The 18,496-nt window shown below is 43.7% G+C and carries 21 protein-coding genes; 15 read left to right on the top strand and 6 right to left on the bottom strand.

The features are described 5' to 3' along the window. Positions 1 to 21: 21 nt before the first annotated feature. Together QFZ77_RS24675 and mgrA are read left to right on the top strand one after the other, a co-directional pair. Entirely contained in the window at positions 22 to 1,050 is a 1,029-nt protein-coding gene (locus QFZ77_RS24675; RefSeq protein ID WP_307443394.1) for a phosphotransferase, read from the top strand. Positions 1,051 to 1,617: 567 nt separating this feature from the next. Then, positions 1,618 to 2,607 carry an L-glyceraldehyde 3-phosphate reductase gene (gene mgrA, locus QFZ77_RS24670; RefSeq protein ID WP_307443392.1) on the top strand — a complete coding sequence of 330 codons (990 nt, stop codon included), beginning with the start codon at positions 1,618 to 1,620 and terminating at the stop codon, positions 2,605 to 2,607. A gap of 3 nt (positions 2,608 to 2,610) precedes the next feature. Here the strand turns inward: mgrA and xerS are convergent, their stop codons facing one another. After that, entirely contained in the window at positions 2,611 to 3,693 is a 1,083-nt protein-coding gene (gene xerS, locus QFZ77_RS24665) for a tyrosine recombinase XerS (protein ID WP_307443390.1), read from the bottom strand. 288 nt (positions 3,694 to 3,981) lie between these two features. Between xerS and QFZ77_RS24655 the strand changes: the two genes are divergently transcribed. The 5 genes from QFZ77_RS24655 to QFZ77_RS24635 all read left to right on the top strand — a co-directional run bounded on the left by QFZ77_RS24655 (position 3,982) and on the right by QFZ77_RS24635 (position 7,971). Next, positions 3,982 to 4,299, top strand: coding sequence for a hypothetical protein (locus QFZ77_RS24655; RefSeq protein ID WP_307443388.1), 318 nt, complete (start codon positions 3,982 to 3,984; stop codon positions 4,297 to 4,299). Positions 4,300 to 4,598: 299 nt separating this feature from the next. Further along, complete coding sequence (locus tag QFZ77_RS24650) at positions 4,599 to 5,618, top strand: ABC transporter ATP-binding protein (RefSeq protein WP_307443387.1); 1,020 nt, start codon at positions 4,599 to 4,601, stop codon at positions 5,616 to 5,618. Next, a complete protein-coding gene (locus QFZ77_RS24645; protein ID WP_307443386.1) occupies positions 5,593 to 6,396 on the top strand; it encodes an ABC transporter permease in 804 nt (267 codons plus the stop codon). The genes QFZ77_RS24650 and QFZ77_RS24645 overlap by 26 nt, the downstream gene beginning before the upstream one ends. Then, complete coding sequence (locus tag QFZ77_RS24640) at positions 6,380 to 7,225, top strand: ABC transporter permease (protein ID WP_307443384.1); 846 nt, start codon at positions 6,380 to 6,382, stop codon at positions 7,223 to 7,225. The genes QFZ77_RS24645 and QFZ77_RS24640 overlap by 17 nt, the downstream gene beginning before the upstream one ends. 86 nt (positions 7,226 to 7,311) lie before the next feature. Beyond that, complete coding sequence (locus tag QFZ77_RS24635; RefSeq protein ID WP_307443383.1) at positions 7,312 to 7,971, top strand: DUF3892 domain-containing protein; 660 nt, start codon at positions 7,312 to 7,314, stop codon at positions 7,969 to 7,971. 337 nt (positions 7,972 to 8,308) lie between these two features. On the opposite strand, the gene QFZ77_RS24630 is transcribed toward QFZ77_RS24635, so the two are convergent. From QFZ77_RS24630 to QFZ77_RS24615, 4 genes are all read right to left on the bottom strand, one after another. Continuing rightward, positions 8,309 to 8,590 carry a hypothetical protein gene (locus QFZ77_RS24630; protein WP_307443381.1) on the bottom strand — a complete coding sequence of 94 codons (282 nt, stop codon included), beginning with the start codon at positions 8,588 to 8,590 and terminating at the stop codon, positions 8,309 to 8,311. Between the two features lie 132 nt (positions 8,591 to 8,722). Continuing rightward, positions 8,723 to 9,586, bottom strand: a complete 864-nt coding sequence (locus QFZ77_RS24625) for a helix-turn-helix transcriptional regulator (protein WP_307443380.1) — start codon at positions 9,584 to 9,586, stop codon at positions 8,723 to 8,725. A 66-nt stretch (positions 9,587 to 9,652) separates the two neighbouring features. Then, the gene (locus QFZ77_RS24620; protein WP_307443379.1) at positions 9,653 to 10,075 is read right to left on the bottom strand and encodes a DUF3995 domain-containing protein; all 423 of its coding nucleotides are present in this window, start codon (positions 10,073 to 10,075) and stop codon (positions 9,653 to 9,655) included. Positions 10,076 to 10,269: 194 nt separating this feature from the next. Beyond that, complete coding sequence (locus tag QFZ77_RS24615) at positions 10,270 to 11,001, bottom strand: YqjF family protein (protein ID WP_307443378.1); 732 nt, start codon at positions 10,999 to 11,001, stop codon at positions 10,270 to 10,272. 173 nt (positions 11,002 to 11,174) lie between these two features. Here QFZ77_RS24615 and QFZ77_RS24610 point away from each other — a divergent pair, with 173 nt between their 5' ends. From QFZ77_RS24610 to QFZ77_RS24595, 4 genes are all read left to right on the top strand, one after another. Further along, the gene (locus QFZ77_RS24610) at positions 11,175 to 11,378 is read left to right on the top strand and encodes a YwbE family protein (RefSeq protein WP_307443377.1); all 204 of its coding nucleotides are present in this window, start codon (positions 11,175 to 11,177) and stop codon (positions 11,376 to 11,378) included. Positions 11,379 to 11,402: 24 nt separating this feature from the next. Next, complete coding sequence (locus QFZ77_RS24605) at positions 11,403 to 11,654, top strand: YolD-like family protein (protein WP_307443376.1); 252 nt, start codon at positions 11,403 to 11,405, stop codon at positions 11,652 to 11,654. A 150-nt stretch (positions 11,655 to 11,804) separates the two neighbouring features. Then, positions 11,805 to 12,716: a tyrosine-type recombinase/integrase gene (locus QFZ77_RS24600; RefSeq protein ID WP_307449830.1), complete on the top strand. Its 912-nt coding sequence runs from the start codon at positions 11,805 to 11,807 to the stop codon at positions 12,714 to 12,716. 106 nt (positions 12,717 to 12,822) lie between these two features. Continuing rightward, on the top strand, positions 12,823 to 13,746 hold the full coding sequence (locus QFZ77_RS24595; RefSeq protein WP_307443375.1) for a S66 peptidase family protein: 924 nt from the start codon (positions 12,823 to 12,825) through the stop codon (positions 13,744 to 13,746). Between the two features lie 69 nt (positions 13,747 to 13,815). Here the strand turns inward: QFZ77_RS24595 and QFZ77_RS24590 are convergent, their stop codons facing one another. Next, complete coding sequence (locus QFZ77_RS24590) at positions 13,816 to 14,442, bottom strand: C40 family peptidase (RefSeq protein ID WP_307443374.1); 627 nt, start codon at positions 14,440 to 14,442, stop codon at positions 13,816 to 13,818. Between the two features lie 388 nt (positions 14,443 to 14,830). Here QFZ77_RS24590 and QFZ77_RS24585 point away from each other — a divergent pair, with 388 nt between their 5' ends. From QFZ77_RS24585 to QFZ77_RS24570, 4 genes are all read left to right on the top strand, one after another. Next, positions 14,831 to 15,643 (top strand): ABC transporter ATP-binding protein, encoded by an 813-nt coding sequence (locus QFZ77_RS24585; RefSeq protein WP_307443372.1) that lies wholly within the window; start codon positions 14,831 to 14,833, stop codon positions 15,641 to 15,643. Next, positions 15,627 to 16,439 carry an ABC transporter permease gene (locus tag QFZ77_RS24580; RefSeq protein ID WP_307449828.1) on the top strand — a complete coding sequence of 271 codons (813 nt, stop codon included), beginning with the start codon at positions 15,627 to 15,629 and terminating at the stop codon, positions 16,437 to 16,439. The genes QFZ77_RS24585 and QFZ77_RS24580 overlap by 17 nt, the downstream gene beginning before the upstream one ends. Continuing rightward, positions 16,436 to 17,308 carry an ABC transporter permease gene (locus QFZ77_RS24575; RefSeq protein ID WP_307443370.1) on the top strand — a complete coding sequence of 291 codons (873 nt, stop codon included), beginning with the start codon at positions 16,436 to 16,438 and terminating at the stop codon, positions 17,306 to 17,308. The genes QFZ77_RS24580 and QFZ77_RS24575 overlap by 4 nt, the downstream gene beginning before the upstream one ends. Before the next feature lie 83 nt (positions 17,309 to 17,391). Then, positions 17,392 to 18,465, top strand: coding sequence for an ABC transporter substrate-binding protein (locus tag QFZ77_RS24570; protein WP_307443369.1), 1,074 nt, complete (start codon positions 17,392 to 17,394; stop codon positions 18,463 to 18,465). Positions 18,466 to 18,496 lie beyond the last annotated feature (31 nt).

Raw genomic sequence — 18,496 nt, 5'->3', positions numbered from 1 at the left:
GAGGAGTTGAGGAATGCAATTATGCGTGTCAAAGATCAAGAGGAGCAATTAACCTCACTGCCAAGATACTGGTTTCCAACTCAAACATGGTCCATTCGTGTTGGTGCGGGAGGTATGAATAATACAACTCGGTTCGTAGACGTGGAAGGTACATCCTATGTTCTTCGATTGTACGAAACTCATCGTGACATGGACAAAATAATTTTCGAGCATAGTGTTCTTTTGGCATTAGATAAAGAAAAAGATAAACTTCCCTTTCGTGTACCTGTGCCAGTGGAGCTCACAGCAGGGGGGACTGTTATTCGATTAGACGCTAAGGAAGGCAAATTGGCTGCCTTATTTACGTACACAGAAGGCTGTAATCCTATTTGGGGGAATACGCATCAACTGCTGCAATTCGGAGAAGCTGTCGGACAGCTCTCGTCTGCTCTGGCTGCGATTTCCATGGAACTTGAACCTGTCTACCCACCTTATTATGAAATTGAACATATCCATCCTCGCTGCACACCAGATGCGATTCAAGAGTTCTGTCTTCATCCACCAGAACCGTTCTGGCAGCAGCGCGATGAGCTTTCCTATATATTTGAACGATTTGCTGCTTTCTACAAGGCTATTCCTGATCTTCGGAAGCTTCCTCATCAACTCGTTCATGGTGATATCAATGGGTCTAATATGCTGGTTAATGCCGATAGTCAAATTACGGCTGTACTTGATTTTGAGTTCGTAACTCTTGATGTTCGAGTCATGGAGCTAGCTGTCTGCTTATCAGATCTTATCGATCCCACTCTACCGGCAGAAGAACTACGACGCAATTGCACTGCCTTTTATAAGGGGTATGGCCAATCGATTCATTTGGGAGAGGAAGAAATTGCGCTGCTGCCTCTTCTGATTGAGCTTCGTCGGTTGGATGTATTTATCCATTTCCTAGGAAGATATTTAGATGGTGTGGATGCTCAAGGCGTGCTCGTTGATATTATTCATAACACGTTTGATAAAACGAAGTGGCTGCAAATGAATGGGTCGGAGCTTGTGCTTACTTTGCTCAAATAGCATCAAGATGGGGGTAATCGTACAATCGATAGATCTTTAGTTGGAATACTATATAGCACCAATTGAAAAGGTGGTGTTTAGGTATGCCTAAAGGTGTTTATCTGGGCAATGTTCTTGCTGTGCCTAACTGTGGTCGGTTTTGTCGTAATGTGTGTAATCGATTATTTGTAGTTGGGCGCAATCAATGTATTGCGGATTGTCTGCGGTGTGCTGGATTACGCGGAAGTGCAAAGTCCACAGTAAAATCAAAAGGAAAAATGGCTCACAAATCAAAACGTAAATGTCATTGCGGTTGTGGCAAATGTAAATAAATTTGAAAAAGCTGTCGAAGAGATTCGGCAGTTTTATTTCTGATTGTAGGTAAAATAAATACATGACTAACCTTGAGGTAAGTAAGACACGTTTTTTTCAGTTCTTTTTTTGTTGCCTTGGTTAACCTATACTAGTACTTAAGAAGCCAGTTCACTGGTGAAACTTAGGTGGATGCTTACGAAATAAGTTTTCTACGATAACTCAAGAAGAAGCTTACGAAGTAAGTTATCTGCGATAACATTTAGGAGGACAAAAATGGTCTATCAAGCAAGCTCAACGCGTTATGCAGAAATGAAATATAATCGTGCAGGTAAATCAGGCCTTAAGCTCCCGGCTATTTCATTAGGATTGTGGCACAATTTCGGTGGATTGGATATTCATGAGAATGGGAAGGCTATGCTGCTTCGCTCTTTTGACCTAGGGATTACTCATTTTGATTTGGCTAATAACTACGGACCTCCACCAGGGTCTGCTGAGGAATTGTTCGGTAAGGTGTTGAAAAGCGACTTGGCCGCGTATCGCGATGAGTTGATCATCTCAACCAAAGCTGGTTACCACATGTGGGAAGGTCCTTATGGGGAGTGGGGCTCCAAGAAAAGTCTAGTGTCCAGTTTGGATCAAAGTTTGAAAAGAATGGGATTGGAATACGTAGATATTTTCTATTCCCACAGACCGGATCCGAATACGCCATTCGAAGAGACAATGGCTGCCCTGGATTTAATTGTTCGTCAAGGTAAAGTATTGTACATAGGACTTTCCAATTATACGGCAGAGCAAACGAAAGAAGCAGTAACCATTCTGAAAGGTCTGGGAACACCGCTGCTGATTCATCAACCTTCCTACAGTATGCTGAATCGTTGGATTGAGAATGGCTTGCAGGATGTGCTGGATGAGTTTGGCGTAGGCAGCATCGCGTTTTGTCCGCTTGCACAAGGCTTGCTGACGAACAAATACGTGAGTGGGGTGCCAAGTGATTCTCGCGCGGGTGGGAAGAGTCAATTCCTAAACACAAAAGATATTACGGAAGAGAAACTTGCTCAAATTAATCAACTGAATGAGGTAGCAAGCAGTCGTGGCCAAAGCTTGGCGCAAATGTCGTTAGCTTGGGTTCTCCGCGGCGAGCGAGTAACGTCCGCTTTGATTGGTGCAAGTCGTGTGTCCCAAATTGAGGAGAACGTAGCTGCACTTAAAAACCTAGAATTCACGCCAGAAGAATTGGCTAAAATTGAAAAAATCCTGAAGTAATCTTCAGGATTCCAATCGTTTATCAATCGCTTCGGACATTGTTTTATCCGTGAGGTGCGCATAGATTTGTGTTGTTTCTGGGGAGGCATGGCCGAGCTGCTCTTGGGTTTTGTACAGGTCATTCTGTAAGTAATAGTCTGTAGCGAACGAGTGCCGCAGCTTATGAACAGACAGGTAGGGCTTTCCAAAGCGCTTAGCGTACTTAATAACGAGTTCCTGGATAGCCCGTTTCGTCATACGTTCGCCTTCTTTTTTGCCATTTGCGATGGCAAGGAAGAGGGCTTTTTCCTTTTTGAGCGGCTTATAGCGAGTTGAGCGGATGGTGATATAGTCCGTTAGAGCTTGAATAGCTTCATTACGGAAGTATACGGGAGTTTTGAACGTGTCATCATTCTTACCTTTGCGATATACGTAGGTAAGCTTCTTCTTAAGGTCAATATCATCGACGTTCAGATTGAATACTTCCGATACACGAAGCCCCGAATTTAGTATGAGTGTAATGATGCAAGTATCTCTTATTTTGTTCAACTCGTAGGAGTAAAGGGCTTGCTTATTGGTAGCTACATCGTGCTCATAGCCAGATTGCACATACGCAATAAATTCAACAATCTCCTCTTCTTGAAGCAGCTTGCCCTCGAGCTTAGCGGCACTGTCCTTGGGCCTATGCGAGCGTTTGATCTCCACTTTGGCCATCACATTCCGCTTTAGAAGCGGGTAGAAATTATCGTCCTCGGCAATCTGGCTTAAATAATGGAATAAGGAACGCAAAGCGGAAAGCTTACGGTTAATCGTGGTTTTCACATTAGCCTGAGCTTTACGAGTAGCTAGGAACATGCGAAAGTTGTCAACGCTATCCATATGTAATTTCTCCAAATCCTCCAGAGGAACTTGGTTCATAGAGGGAGCAGAACTTAATCCTTCGGCCAACAGCCAGGATAGAAAGATTTCGTAATCACGGACATACTCAAGTAATGAGGATGGAGAAAGGTCTGGCAGCTTATAATTAATAAATTTCTCAATATACCATGGCATAGAAGGGATTCTTTTTTCTAATTCAAGGCGATCTTTGACTTTAATGATGTTCATAGGTAAATGTCACCTCACTTGCTTCTTCTTGCTGTTAGTATAGCAGTGGGTAAGGGAAATTGGTAGAAGAAGGTCGATTCGAAGCTTATGACCATCAAAACGACACAATTCTCTCTTTCCAAAAATACGGGGTCTCTCCCGGTTATATGGGCGTTGTTGAATTCATCATTCCGACTCCCGTACTGTCTGATATTTTGACAATAAGAGGCGAGTATATTCATTAGGAATAAAAAAAGGAACATTTACTAAAATTAATCAGGTATGAAAAATTCAGCTGGGGGTATCTCTATGCAACAACAAACGCCGCAACAAAATCAACAAGGCTTTGAGCAAATAAAAGAAGCTGCCCAAAAAGCTGAGCAAGCTGCTGAACAAACTCTGCAAGTTGCTCAGCAGATTTATTCACAGGCGACTGAAGCTGCACTGTCCGAAGCAGAACAACAGCTGCAAGATCTTCAGGGACAAATCCAGCAGGCTCAGCAAAAGACGGAAGATTTAAAACAAGAATTACAAACGACACAAGAATCGCAGCAATCTCAACAATCTCAACTATCTCAACAACCTCAACATTCTCAACAATCTTCGGAATCTCATCAATCCCAATAGCGCAACGCAAGAGAGTTAGCGTAAAAAGTCTGTGCATCTGCAACAGGCTTTTTTTGCTTGAATGGGTCGCAAAAAAAGTGTTGTCTGTACATGACATCATGTGTTAATATGTGGAAAATAAACGGAAGGGCTTCTAGGGATCCGAACCTACAAAGGTGGCGAACCGAGCGAAGCCGACACGGATATATGACGTGTTACACCGTAAGGGATAAAAGACCTTCGGAAAGTTCCGCCTGCTTAGGCGAAACGGACTGAGGTCTTTTTTTGCTTTACCGAAATAAAAAGTGGAGGGAACAGAGATGGCATCGATCCGTGTGGAGCAATTGGGGAAATCCTTTCGACTCAAGAAAAAAGAAGAAGGCTTTATGGCGAGTGTCAGATCACTGTTAAAGCCGGAGTATGTAGACAAGTCAGCCGTAGAGGGCATAACGTTCTCCGTGGATCAAGGGGAAACACTTGCCTTTCTCGGACCGAATGGTGCGGGGAAATCCACAACAATTAAGATGCTTACAGGCATCCTTCATCCTACAACAGGTCAGGCTGAAGTTCTAGGCTGCTGTCCATGGAAGGAACGAACGAAGCTGAGCTATCGAATAGGCTCTGTCTTCGGGCAAAAGTCTCAGCTATGGTATCATCTGCCTCCCATCGATACCTTTGAGTTAATGAGCCGTATTTACGAGCTTCGGCGCAGCGAGTATGTACACCGGCGTGATGAACTCATAGAGAGATTTGAACTTGGATCCTATTTGCATACAGCAGTGAGGAAGCTCTCGCTTGGCGAACGGATGCGCTGTGAGATCGCTGCATCCTTGATGCACCGCCCACAGGTGCTTTTCCTTGATGAACCTACGATTGGGCTAGATGTTGTCGTTAAACAGCGAATACGAGAGCTTATTCTTGAGTTAAAACGTGAAGAAGGAACAACTGTTTTTCTTACTTCACATGATGCTGGTGATATTGAGCGGCTATGTGACCGGGCGATTGTTATCAATCATGGGCGGATTGTCTTCGATGACCGTGTTGAGGTTATGAAGCAGCAGTTTTTGACACAGAAAACAGTCCGCCTTGTTTTGGGAGAGGAGCCGGATTCCATAGAAATTGTCGGGGTGAAGGTACTCGAACGAAGTGGTGTAAGAATTTCGCTTTCCGTCGATATGAGTCAAACAACGATAGAAGCAGCGCTGTCCCAGATCATGGCTGAGCACCGGATCATCGACGTTACGGTTGAAGATCCACCGATGGAGGACATCATCACACGTATGTACGGGAATTTCGGTAAGGAGGAGAAAGGATATGAACAGCTGGAGAAAATCGGTTAAATATGCCTTTATCGGCAAAATCACACTTCGTAATCAACTTGCTTATGTGGCCGATTTTCTTATCCGCTCGTTGTTTCTGCTGTTGATTCTTTATATTTTTCTTCAACTATGGCAGACAACGTTTCATAGCGAGGGTACGGAAACCATAGCAGGCTTCAGCTTTAAGCAGATCATGTGGTATCTCGTTATAACGGAATCGATGATCCTCGCCTGTCCAAGTCTCTGCTCACGCGTAGAAGAAGAAGTGAAAAGCGGGGATATCGTGTTCAAATTCGTCCGTCCTGTTAGTTTTGTCGCCTTTCACTATGTCGAATATATGAGTGAAGCTGCGATTCGTTTTCTCGTCAACGCGGCGCTAGGCGGTTTGTTAGGATTGCTAATTATGGGTCCACCTGATTTTGGTTATGGGTTACTATGGTTGCCAATTGTGGCATTGTGCGGTTTCACAGTAAATTTCATGCTGAATATGGTTTTAGCGCTAAGCTCTTTCTGGGTGGAGGAGACACGCGGGCTGGAATTCGTATACAACAAATTTTTATTCACGATTGGTGGCATGCTGATGCCTCTGGAGTTATTTCCCGACATGCTGCAGCGGGTAGGTCGTTGGCTGCCGTTTCAAGCCATTGTCTACATCCCGGCCAAGACAACAGTGACCTTTGATGCAGTTCAAATGCCAAGTATGATCGGCACTCAGCTGATATGGGTTATTATAATTGGCATAATTGTCTCATTGGTCTATAGAAAAGGAGTGAAAAAGCTCAATGTTAATGGTGGATAGCCGCAAATTGACACCTATTAGTGAATTTGATCAGCCAGGTAAATACGGGCGTTTACTTCGTTTCGTCTGGCAATGCTGGAAACTTAATCTTGCTGGCGCCATGGAGTTTCGGATGAGCTTCTTTCTCACGGCCGGTATGATGATTATCAATAATGTGGTTTGGATTGTGTTCTGGGGACTTTATTTTAGCCGATTTTCTGTATTGAATGGATGGGAACTACAGGATGTGATGATGCTTTGGGCTGTAGCGGCTGGCGGCTTTGGCGTTATGGCTACGTTTTTCGGTAACGCTATGCGAATTTCGAATCTGATCGCAAACGGGCAGCTTGATATTTATTTAACTCAACCAAAGCCGATACTTCTTCATGTTCTCATCAGCCGCATGTCGGTAAGTGCAATTGGGGACGTCTTATTCGCACTTTTAATTTACGTCGCATTTGGAGATAAATCGATGATAGGCTTCATAAAATTTGGTCTAGCCATGCTGTTATCGACGCTGATTTTCTTATTTTTCACGGTTATTGTGAACTGCCCTGCATTCTGGCTTGGGAGTTCCGATGGGCTGAGTTTTCAGCTATATAATGGGCTCCTAACATTCACTACGTATCCAACGAGCATATTTCGGGGGCTAGGCAAAGTCGTACTGTTTACTGTGTTGCCGGCAGGGTTCATCAGTTACTTACCCATTGGGTTGTTACGTCAGGTGGATATTCCTTTTATGTCAGGTGCCATAGCTGTGACAGGTCTGCTTTGCTTGGGGGGCATCTATTTGTTTTACATAGGACTCCGTCGATACGCCTCTGGCAATATGATGGGGCTTCGGCGTTAATTGGGTTAAAAGGGATAAACTGCATATAGGTGACGCATGCTATAGGTGGAAGCCACTAAATAGAATTAACAAAGGAGCTGATATCTATGGCGCGACGCCGACGTGGACAACAACCGATGATGCAGAATCAACCGTATGGTATGACGAATACACAGTTTGAACCCTCTCAAAATTATAGCAATGCGGTCGAACCAACCCATAATGGAAATTTTGCATGGAATGGTCAACCGATTCCAACACAGATGTACCAGCAAGCTGGTCAAAGCGGGCAGCAGTCATTTATTCCCCAAGCTCGTAACAATGGAACTCAGACTTCCCAAGGTGGAATGCCAGTTCCAGGTTCTTCAGGCAACATGAATGCCGAATATGGTCAGCGAAACACAGGAATCAACAATGCGGATGCGAGAAATGTAGGCTTTCAAGGGGGATATACCGGCTATGGTGCAAATGGCCAACCAACCCAATATGGCACTTTTATGCGGGATGGAACGCAGTATGGTGCTGGTCCACACACGATAGACCCCAATAAAGCTATCATTCAATCCGTCCATTATGGAGATGGCGGCATCAGTGCGGTTCAATTCCAAGATGGCAGGGTGGTTGATATTGCGAATGCCATTGCCATGACAGAAGCAGGACTGATTGAAGATGTGAATACCGGTAGGAATCGTGAAGGTCAAAAAACGCTAAGATCTTATCCGGATGGCGATCCAAGTAACAATTTATCTAATTTACCTCGATTTTAAAAAGCTTATCGCATGCAGTTTGCCATGGTGCAAACTGCTTTTTTTATACAAATAAGAATTTATATGTCTCGCTGCGCCGCGCAAAGACGCCCGCTAAGCGCCGAAAAGACGCTTGCAGCCCGTTGCGCCGCGCAAGTCTGATTGCTAAGGTTTAAGATGAGGGGAATAGGGTGGAAAAGCGAAAGTGTCCGCATTTGAAAGGACCTGAGGAGGAGCCTCAGGTTTTTTTATGAATAGGTGCACCCAAATGAAAAGGCCACCGTTACAAATCGGCAGCCTTTTTGCTCTAGCGTTCTTATGAGCTCATATAATAGCATTCTTTGAATGCGGATACATTTTATTTTTTGAAATGTGCCAGATACTTGAGAACAAGTCCAAGTGCGCCGAGGTAATAAGCAATTAATAATACGAAGCCTGTTGGATCAAGGGACAACATGTTCGAAATTAAAAATAAAGGGAAAACATAGTACAGCATATCTTGCAGATAAGTCAGAATCAGAGTGCTGGAGAAGCTTCCAGCTTTGAGTGCTTTATATAAGCCTAGTAAAAAGCTAAGCCCCATAAAACCAAGAACTACCCACATCGAATAGAGCATCCAACCCGTAAGTGTAAGTGTCATTTAGATTCACCTCCCCGTAGGAAGATTTTCTTTCTACTTTATCATATGCTGTCATATAACAAGTCGTACTAGGACAACACGATTATTTTATGTAAAAATCATGTTTACATAATCATAATTATGTAAACAAATTTAGAGCTGCATATTGTTCCGATAAATAAGAGGAGAGACACCGACGTATTTCTTAAATAACCGTGAGAAGTAAAAAACGTCTTTATAACCAAGCGAATCTGCGATTTCCTTTACTGTATCATGCGTATTTAATAGAATATTTTTCGCTGCTGCCATTTTCAAACGGTGAATGTAAGCACCAAGTGGGTAGCCAGTATATTCGCTCACGATTCTCCGCAGCGTAGAAAGCGAGATATGGTGGCGTTTTGCGATAACCGTCGCGTCAAAAGGCTGAAATAACGAATCACCGAGGTCGACCATGAGATCGATCAATTGCTGCGTTTTTGTCGTCTCTGCTGGTACTTGATTTTCCAGAATAAATTCAAAAAGCAAGGATTCAAGCAGCAAGGCAGCACGATCTATATTATCGGGTATACCGCTTTCCATAAGGATAAAAATACGCTCGATTCGATTGTGCTGTGCAGCATCTTCGTGCCCAACCAGCTTCGCCAAATCCACTTGTGTAAGCCAACTGCTCAGCCATTCCGCAATACGGCTTCCCTCGAATGTGAAGTAATACTCGTCCCAATAACCGTCTGAGTCAGGTCCATAATTATAAACAGCTCCAGGTCGAAGGAAGAACAGACTGCCGCTATCAACGTGTTGAACGGCGCCATCATCGACTTGATAGGAGCCTTTTCCACCAGCTATATAGACAAATGCCCATTTCTCAAATGAAGCATTAGCTCGAAATGAGATACGGCCTGGAAGATGCCCAACAGCACGGATAATCAAGGATTGCAGCTTCAATTTACTGGAATCAATTGGTAATGTAATGATCCGAAGCGGATAAGGACTGATCATATAGTCCATGAATCTTGGCATATCGTGTATTCCCTCCGTGTTAGCTCCATATTTTTCGAAAAAAAGTCTTGTGCTTGTGAGGGCAAATTAGCTGTAAATAAGCGTGTAATAAAATGTGAAGCAAAGCCATAAGCAAAGCGGTGTGAACAAAAATGTATCATATGTAGCGAAACGAGTCTGTTTGACCCTTTTAAATATACCCACATACTTGAAATCTCCAATTGCACGGAGTCCAAATACGAAGACACAAACCCAACAGCCCCATTGAACCCATGGAGATGAAGGGAGGGTTGGAAGTAAGTGCCCGTGAATAGCCAGTAGCAGTGCACCGCTAAACAAGAGAATGGCCACGATTAAAGTGGCTATTGAGCCAGGTATAAATGTCTGTTCTCTTGATCCGCTTGTAGAAGGAATTGCAACTTTGCTTCCCCATTTACCGCCAAATGCCCAGAACACATGTAAGCCACCGATACAAAACAATAGGAAAACAGAAATTCCACTAATCAACATCCTTGAATCACAACCTCTCTGAAACGATTACCATCTCTGTCATTATTTTAACTGAAATAAGCTTTTTTCAATAGGAAAAAGCACGAAATGATAGAAACGCAACGTTTAATTGTGGTTTTTATATGAATTAACTCCATTAAATATTAATGTGGTTAATTATATTTTCTCCATCATTTGAGTAGTAATATCATGTTTTATGTAAGGCAAAGCTTTTCAAGCGCCCAGATTTTAACCTTTAATTTTTTAGCAAAATGTAAAAGCGGTGGTGTATCTGGCAGCTGGATCCCAAAAGAATTAGGGAGGGTATTGACGTTGATTGAAGCTTCAGCCGCTTGTAAGGGCCAGGGGTCATGATCGATATCTCCTCGATATACATTACCGTGTCGATCTGTGCAATACAGACAATATCGTTCTGTTAACCAATATTCTAGAGTCCTAGGATTTGCTAATCGTATATCAGATGATGGGCGGTATTCACCAGTAAATTCACCTTGTTGTGCACGACTATCTTTTCGTAAACATTGGTAGAATATGGTGTTCTTAGGCCGATGTTGAACTTGAATATGCGCATAAAAGTACGGAAGATGGAAAGCGAATCGTGCTGCTTCAACAGCGAAACGGTTGTGGGCATCTAGACTGAAAAAGTAAACGCCGGGTTTACCGTGTATGGTTACGTAGGTCCTAACATTGATTTCTGGAAAAGCTGAAAAGTAAGGCAATGGAGGTATACCTCTAGGTACAACGCACGACATGTGAAAGGGGACAACACCGATCCATGCTGTTCCGTCAAAGGTATCAATGGGGATATGGGCTGGTAGGAGTGGTCTTAATGTTTCGATGGGAATGGGCCAATGAGCAAAGAGTAAATCATTCCAGATTTGGCGCATGATCCAGGGCTTGTCAGGTAACGGCCATAATCGGCTCATAAGTGGATCTCCTTCTATATTCGTGACTTCGAAATTTATTTTGTAGATTAATCGTATTGATTTAGTAAGCCGTTGTAAAGGGTTGTGCAAATGTACGCAACTTGGTGGGGAATGGGGGAAAACTATGTTATAATAAAGCACACAATTGAAAGAAAGCAGGCGATTTACACAGCATGAATGGCCAAAATCGTAAAGATGTGATTCCAGGTATTGAAGTGAATATTGTTTTGAAGCAAGACCAACGCAGCGGGAAGTTAACACGTGGAATTGTCAAAGATTTATTAACGAACTCGTCTACCCATCCGCATGGGATTAAAGTAAGACTTGCAGATGGTCAAGTTGGACGTGTTAAAGAAATATTATCGCCGGCAAGGTGATTTATAATCCAGGGGGAACGTGAGATGGCGAAAGCAAAAGTAGCAAAAAGACCAACGCGGGATGAATTTGTATTGGAAGAGATTGGTAACCAACTGTCCGAAGCGAAGCAGGAAAACTCCGAGATTGTTCTGACAGTTTGGGGGCGTGAAGACCGTGTTCGCGGCATCATAGCGACAATGGATTCGCGGACCGGTAGAGTACATATGGAAACGAATGGTGAAATTGATAAAGTTCCTTTCATGGACATTATGAAAGTCGAATACCCACGGGATTAAGACCGGAAAAACGGTTAATAAGCTTATTTTGGTGTTCTTCACACGGGATAAGCGCTAATTGACCGTTTTTTTGCTGTCAAAAATATTGCACTAAATCTATATTTAACGCAACTTAGATTGTAACGGACGGAGTGAATAGGATTGGGGCAAGTGTACGAGTATGATGATGAGTATTTAGAGCTTTTTGACTCATGGATGAAAGATCAAGGCTTTACGAAACGAACACAACAAGCTTATTTAGGGGATGTTCGGTTATTCCTTTCCGGTATAGAGAAGTCGTTGCCAACGATTGAGGCAATTGATATCATGCGCTTCTTGACGAAAATGCGACAGGGTGGGGCAGGGGATGCCGCGCGTAATCGCTATTTATCTTCGATTCGGACATTTTTCGCGGCGTTGATCGAACTTCAAATTGTGCAGAGCAACCCTTCCCTAAACGTAAAAAAATCGAAGGTCGAGAAAAACCAAATTCCCACGTTTCTCAGCGAGCAGCTGCTTGCTGTGTTTTTACAATCGATTGAGGGGAAGTATCAGATCCGGAATGTGGCCATGTTTCTATTGATGAGTTATGCAGGTTTGCGTGTAAGTGAGCTGCATCGACTAAACATCGCTGATTTCAATCGTTCAACGAGTACGCTGCAGGTGTTTGGCAAAGGACGGAAATGGCGAGTCATCCCTCTTCCTGCCGAACTGGTTAAAGTTCTGAATAAAGCATTAATGGAACGAATGGATACAAGGAGCTCGGTGGAGCAGCCTTTTTTTGTTTCTCAATTTGGACGGCGAATTAGTGTTCGTATGATTCAAACGATTGCTGAGAAGTATTTCGAGGTGCTAAAGAAGCAGTATGCTGAGCTACAGGGGAAGTCGATCTCAAGTCACAAGCTTCGGCATACGTTCGCCACGATGCAAGTTCTGGCAGGGACGGATATCCGAACTTTGCAGGAATTACTTGGCCATGCGAGCATCCAGACCACACAGATTTACACCCATGTTGGAGATAAGCAAAAGCAGGATGCAATGAACCGGGTTTCTGCGTTTATTCCAGTAGGAATGGGGATCTAGAACGGGAGATGTAATAATTAGTTCGGGTAGCGCATATAAGGCAACAGAGAGATTACAAAGTAGGATCCAAATATGGAATTACTTCTCTTTGGTAGGAGGCATATATATGGCTATAAAACCCCCCATTTTACAAAGGGGTGATACCATCGGAATTGTTACTTTAGGAAGTCCGCTTGATGCAAATATTATTGATGAAAGAATTCAAACAATTGAAAATATGGGATTCAAAGTAGTAGTGGGGAAATATGCGTATGCTTATGGTGGCATTGTTGCCGCAACAGCACAGCAGCGTGCTGAAGATCTTATGAATATGTTTGAAAATCGCAGTGTGAAGATGATTTTACCTACAAGAGGAGGGACAGGGGTCAAAGATATTTTACCATACCTAAATTATACGATTATAAAAAACAATCCTAAGATCGTAACTGGATACAGTGATATCACGATTTTATTAAATATCTTGTACCAATTTTCCAACTTAATTACTTTTCAAAGTCTATTGTTAATTGACTTTAGCACGAGCACACCAGCTTATAACTTCAACCAATTTTATTCTGCTACATCAACCCTCAGTAGTCCAAGAGTGATTCAGAATCCACCCGGTATGCAGATGACCAGCCTGGTTGAGGGAAATGTTAGAGGTCCAATCGTAGGGGGGAATCTCACTTCCTTTGTTGATGCACTTGGAACTCCATACGAAATTGATACGGCCGGTAAAATATTGGTCATAGAAGAGACACACGAAGCAACGAATGTGATTTACCGACATTTGACTCATCTAATCATGGCAAGGAAATTCCAAGATTGCGTCGGTGTGGTAATGGGACAATGCACGAACTGCTCTATATCTTATTCTACGACTTATAATGACTTAATAACTGGGGTGATTGCTCCTCTAGGAAAACCTCTCATGACCAATGTAAGTACAGCTCATGGCTATTATAAAGCAGCAATCCCCATTGGAGCGAACGTAAACCTTGATACATACAATAACAGGCTTACTGTACTTGAACCCACGGTAAAAGCCTAATGCACTTTTTACACGTAACCCCTTTTCTAGAATGAAAAAAAAGCCGGTATAAACCGGCTTTTTCTCATACTAGTTAATTAAACGACGTGCACCCCAATAATGTGCATCATAATAGGGGGTGCCGAAGAGTGTGCTAATTTTAACTTCCCTCGTTCCCATCGTACCTGCTTGAAGAATTTTGTTATCTCCAAGATAGATACCTACATGGGAGACTCCGCTTGTATAAGTTCCTTGTAGAAATACAAGGTCTCCTTTACGAAGATTGCTTTTATCTACTGGCGTTCCTAATTGACTCTGCAATGCTGATGAATGAAGAAGGTTAAACCCGTGTTGATTAAACGCATATTGTACAAAGCCGGAGCAATCAAAAGCAACATATGGTGTGCTGCCGCCAAATACATATGGCGTTCCGAGTTGCTGCATCCCTGTAGCAATGATGGCATCTGCTTTTACTTCCCAGCTCTGTTTAAGAGGAGTTTTAACTGGAAGGTTAATAACAACACCTGCGTAGATATTTTGCGGATTAACGTTTGGATTACTTGCGATAAGATCGGATAATTGTACATTAAACTTCTGTGAAATAGTCCAGAACGTGTCAGCATCCGTAGCAATGTACTGATTTGAAGGTGCCGCATAAGTGATTCCGCCGAATAAGAGGCTTGTCGCCATTACGGTTGAAAGAATAAACTTTCTCATGAATTTCCTCCTAATGTTTATGTAGTACATAAATATTCTATCAAAATGAAGAAATAGAGAATATGAACAAATTATGGATAAATATGAGGCGGGGCTATTTACATAATATTTGTTTACATAACAAATATTATGTAATCAATTGATTAGAGAGCATCATAATGAACAGCTTTCTTCCCCATGCATGATAAAAGAGTTCGAGTAGGGGGATCCAAAATATATCAATGCTGTGGAGTGTTTTACTACCTGTTTTACACTATGTCAAATGCAAAGCTAAATTTAGGAACACTTTGTATAATGTAAATCGTTATATAAGTTATATAATATAACATATACAGTAATCATACATGACATATACATAACGCGGCATTAAAGTATGAGGAGGGACACAATGAATTCAGATCTTTCCGGGCAGAAAGTGGAAATATCGGTGGATGGCGTCTGCATGGTGTTTGGGAAAAAAGGAAAGCAAGTGACTGTACTCCAAGACATCTCGTTCGATGTAGCCCAGAATGAATTCGTATCCTTGCTTGGGCCTTCGGGCTGTGGCAAATCAACGCTTCTGCGGCTGATGGCTGACCTGCTGCAACCCTCGAGCGGGCAAATTATTATTCAAAAGGAACATCCGCGGGAAGTGCGTTTGCGCAGGAAGTTCGGCATTGTGTTTCAAAATCCCACGCTTTTCGAATGGCGAACCGTACGCGAAAATGTGGAGCTTCCCTTAGAGGTAATGGGGCGTAATCGCACGGAGTATCGAAGTATGGTCGATCAACTCCTTGAAACCGTAGGTTTGACGAAATTCAAAGATTATTATCCTTGGCAGCTAAGTGGCGGCATGCAGCAAAGAGTTGCTATTGCACGTGCTTTATCGCTGGATCCGCCCATTCTCTTTATGGATGAACCATTCTCGGCGCTTGATGAATTCACAAAGGAAAAGCTGCAATTCGAACTGCTTGAAATTAAAAGAAAGACGAATAAGACGATTGTTTTCGTCACTCATAGCATTCCGGAAGCCGTTTTTTTATCCAATCGAATCATTGTTTTATCGGCAAATCCCGGTCGCGTACATTCCGTACACCACGTCGATTTGGGAGAGGATCGCACTTTGCAAACCAGAGAATCGGAATGTTTCCATGCGTTGACCGCTTCCATTCGAAATTGCTTCTACGAGGAGAGTGATGCCCTTGATGATCAAATTGGATAGACAATGGCATCAAGCTGCTGTTATTGCTTGTTGGATAGCGGCATTGCTCCTCCTCTGGGAAGTGTTCGCTTGGCTGCTCCATAACGTAATTCAAGTCTCACAACCCGATTCCAAACTGCCTTATTTGCATAAGGTGATAACCTCCTTACAAGACAATCTTCCCACTCTCATCAAGCAAGGCTTCACAACGTTCGGCAATGCGATGACTGGTTTCCTGATTGGTACCATTTTCGGCGCCGCCTTAGCCATTTCGATGAGCCTCTCCAAAACGGTTGAACACACGCTAACTCCTTACATGGTCGCTTCTCAAATGGTGCCCATCATCGGTCTTGCACCGATCCTGTACGGAATTCTCCATGATCCGAGTCTTTCGCGGATTGTTATGGCAGGTTATGTGACATTCTTTCCTGTCACTATCAACTCGCTTCGCGGGCTGCGCAGTGTGCAGCCTGAACAGCTGGAGCTTATGCGCTCCTTAGCTGCTTCAACCTGGCATAGCTACCTGAAGCTCAAGCTGCCATCTGCGCTGCCGGGGCTGTTCGCTGGGCTCAAGATTTCAGCTCCGCTGGCGATCACAGCTTCCATCATCGTTGAGCTAATGGGGGCTCCTGATGGAATCGGCGTGCTTATGGTCAGCTCGCTGTACTACGGAGCTGCACAAGTGTACATGTTCTGGTGCACGGTGCTGGTCTCGATTGCCATCGGCTTTACAACCTTTCTAATGCTAGTTCTTCTAGAAAGATGGTTGACACCTTGGCAGCCTGATTTCCGCGAAAGCAGGAGGGGAGGCGCATGAAGGAGGTCATTTTAAGCAAAGACCAACAAACTGCAGTGACGACACTAACGAGCTTAGAGGAACCAACCCGAGCTTCCACTGGAAAAGTACGAGCAGGCTACACGGCTATGTTCACGCAGCCAATGAAGCTATTCCCGTATGTATTCGGTCTCGTATTCTTGCTGCTTTGGCAATTCAGAGGGATACACACATTATTCAGTTTAGAACGCTATCAGCTGCCTATTCCTTCGGATATCATCACAGCCATGCGCGAGAATGGCGATATCCTGCTCATTTATACGCTGTACACGGGTGTGGAAATCATCGGCGGCTTCCTCATCGGTTCGCTGCTGGGGTGGCTTGCTGCGGTCGCGGCTTCCTTTCGGCCACAAGCGGGTGCGGGTGCGATTTCGATCATGGCCTCGCTCAATGCGGTGCCGATCGTGGCACTTGCACCAATCATGAATAATTGGTTGGGAGACGGCGTCGCCTCACGAATGGGTATCGTCTCGGTTATGACGATGGCTACCATGGCGGTTAGCACCTACAAAGGGCTGCGTTCCATTGAGCCGTCCTACCTGGAGTTAATGACTTCATACGCGGCTAGCACCAGACAGCTTTTTCTCAAATTAAGATTACCTAAGGCCTTACCGTCGATATTTTCGGCCCTTAAAATCAACATGTCCACGAGCATCATCGGTGCGATAGTGGGGGAATTTTTCATTGCATCGCGTGGGCTAGGCTACTTGCTCTCGGACCAAATCCGACTGGCCAATATGCCCTTAGCTTGGGCTTGTATTGTCATCGCAGCTATCCTGGGAATTGTTTTATATACGATCATTCAACTTGTAGAAAAAAGCTTTATACCGTGGTCAAATTCCAATCGCTAAATGAAAACGAATATTTAACATTAGCATCAAGGGATGACACCATCTTTACATACATAGAAATAAATAGGAGAGGATTGATTCGATTGAAAAAGAGAATCCTTACTGGCAAATTGGCTTTGATGTTAAGTATGTTCATGGTTTTAGTTCTCGTCACAGCTTGTGCTTCCGACAAATCAGCAACCACAACACCAGGTGCTTCTACCGCAGCAGGTGCAACCAAGTCTCCTTCGGCAGAGCCGCTCAAGAAGGTCAAAATTCAGTTGAAGTGGGTGCCGCAAGCGCAGTTCGCCGGAATCTATGCCGCTAAAGAGAAAGGCTTTTACAAGGATGAAGGCATAGATGTAGAAATTGTGCCTGGCGGACCGGATGTCATCATCGAGCAGCAAGTTGTAAATGGCGCTGTCGATATTGGCGTATCGAGCTTTGACTCTTTGTTAGTCAACCGTGACAATGGTTTACCTCTCGTCTCTTTGGCGCAAGTGACTCAGAAGAGTTCGTACCGTTTATTATCCAAAAAATCGACCGGTATCGATGCACCAGCCAAAATGAAGGACAAAAAGGTCGGGACATGGATGGGCAGCCAGCAGTTCCAAGTGCTTGCTTTTATGGAGAAGAACGGACTTGACCCGAAGAAAGACATTCAATTAGTGAAACAAGGCTTTACGATGGATCAATTCTTTGGGGATCAGCTGGATGTGGCGACAGCGACGATTTATAACGAGTACTATGTTGTGCTTGAGAGCGGTGTGAAAGAGACAGACTTGAATGTGTTTAACTTTGATGATGCCGGTGTTGCGATGCTGGAGGATACGCTCATTGCGAAGAAGGACTGGGTCGACAAAAACCACGATCTCGCAGTTAAAGCCGTGAGAGCTACCATGAAAGGCTGGAATTATGCGATTGAGCATCAGGATGAAGTCGTTGATATCGTGATGAAAAGTGTAACGGCAGGCAGTACAACCAAACAGCACCAAACGACGATGCTGAAGGAGATGGCGAAGCTTGTGAAGCCGGAAGGATTTAAAAGTGAACAAGTCGGTTCATTCGTAGATGAATCAGTGACACGGACAGCGGACATTGCGCTGAAATATGGCTTGATTAAGAAACCGGCCGATTTGACTGCGGCTATTGATAAAACGATTTTACAGGGCAAGTGAGTTTTGGAAAGGAAGGCGGATCGTGGATGAC

Source organism: Paenibacillus sp. V4I3, from assembly GCF_030817215.1.
Taxonomy (GTDB): domain Bacteria; phylum Bacillota; class Bacilli; order Paenibacillales; family NBRC-103111; genus Paenibacillus_E.
Note: the sequence above shows the minus strand (reverse complement) of the source record. Positions and strands in the feature narration are given on the sequence as shown.

What these genes read in the sequence shown, in the direction of transcription:
- QFZ77_RS24640 (WP_307443384.1), top strand. Translation starts at nt 6,380, where the DNA reads ATGTTAATGGTGGATAGCCGCAAATTGACACCTATTAGTGAATTTGAT.
- QFZ77_RS24610 (WP_307443377.1), top strand. Translation starts at nt 11,175, where the DNA reads ATGAATGGCCAAAATCGTAAAGATGTGATTCCAGGTATTGAAGTGAAT.
- QFZ77_RS24635 (WP_307443383.1), top strand. Translation starts at nt 7,312, where the DNA reads ATGGCGCGACGCCGACGTGGACAACAACCGATGATGCAGAATCAACCG.
- QFZ77_RS24645 (WP_307443386.1), top strand. Translation starts at nt 5,593, where the DNA reads ATGAACAGCTGGAGAAAATCGGTTAAATATGCCTTTATCGGCAAAATC.
- QFZ77_RS24620 (WP_307443379.1), bottom strand. Translation starts at nt 10,075, where the DNA reads ATGTTGATTAGTGGAATTTCTGTTTTCCTATTGTTTTGTATCGGTGGC.
- QFZ77_RS24615 (WP_307443378.1), bottom strand. Translation starts at nt 11,001, where the DNA reads ATGAGCCGATTATGGCCGTTACCTGACAAGCCCTGGATCATGCGCCAA.
- mgrA (WP_307443392.1), top strand. Translation starts at nt 1,618, where the DNA reads ATGGTCTATCAAGCAAGCTCAACGCGTTATGCAGAAATGAAATATAAT.
- QFZ77_RS24575 (WP_307443370.1), top strand. Translation starts at nt 16,436, where the DNA reads ATGAAGGAGGTCATTTTAAGCAAAGACCAACAAACTGCAGTGACGACA.
- QFZ77_RS24580 (WP_307449828.1), top strand. Translation starts at nt 15,627, where the DNA reads ATGATCAAATTGGATAGACAATGGCATCAAGCTGCTGTTATTGCTTGT.
- QFZ77_RS24605 (WP_307443376.1), top strand. Translation starts at nt 11,403, where the DNA reads ATGGCGAAAGCAAAAGTAGCAAAAAGACCAACGCGGGATGAATTTGTA.
- QFZ77_RS24630 (WP_307443381.1), bottom strand. Translation starts at nt 8,590, where the DNA reads ATGACACTTACACTTACGGGTTGGATGCTCTATTCGATGTGGGTAGTT.
- QFZ77_RS24585 (WP_307443372.1), top strand. Translation starts at nt 14,831, where the DNA reads ATGAATTCAGATCTTTCCGGGCAGAAAGTGGAAATATCGGTGGATGGC.
- xerS (WP_307443390.1), bottom strand. Translation starts at nt 3,693, where the DNA reads ATGAACATCATTAAAGTCAAAGATCGCCTTGAATTAGAAAAAAGAATC.
- QFZ77_RS24590 (WP_307443374.1), bottom strand. Translation starts at nt 14,442, where the DNA reads ATGAGAAAGTTTATTCTTTCAACCGTAATGGCGACAAGCCTCTTATTC.
- QFZ77_RS24625 (WP_307443380.1), bottom strand. Translation starts at nt 9,586, where the DNA reads ATGCCAAGATTCATGGACTATATGATCAGTCCTTATCCGCTTCGGATC.
- QFZ77_RS24655 (WP_307443388.1), top strand. Translation starts at nt 3,982, where the DNA reads ATGCAACAACAAACGCCGCAACAAAATCAACAAGGCTTTGAGCAAATA.
- QFZ77_RS24650 (WP_307443387.1), top strand. Translation starts at nt 4,599, where the DNA reads ATGGCATCGATCCGTGTGGAGCAATTGGGGAAATCCTTTCGACTCAAG.
- QFZ77_RS24595 (WP_307443375.1), top strand. Translation starts at nt 12,823, where the DNA reads ATGGCTATAAAACCCCCCATTTTACAAAGGGGTGATACCATCGGAATT.
- QFZ77_RS24675 (WP_307443394.1), top strand. Translation starts at nt 22, where the DNA reads ATGCGTGTCAAAGATCAAGAGGAGCAATTAACCTCACTGCCAAGATAC.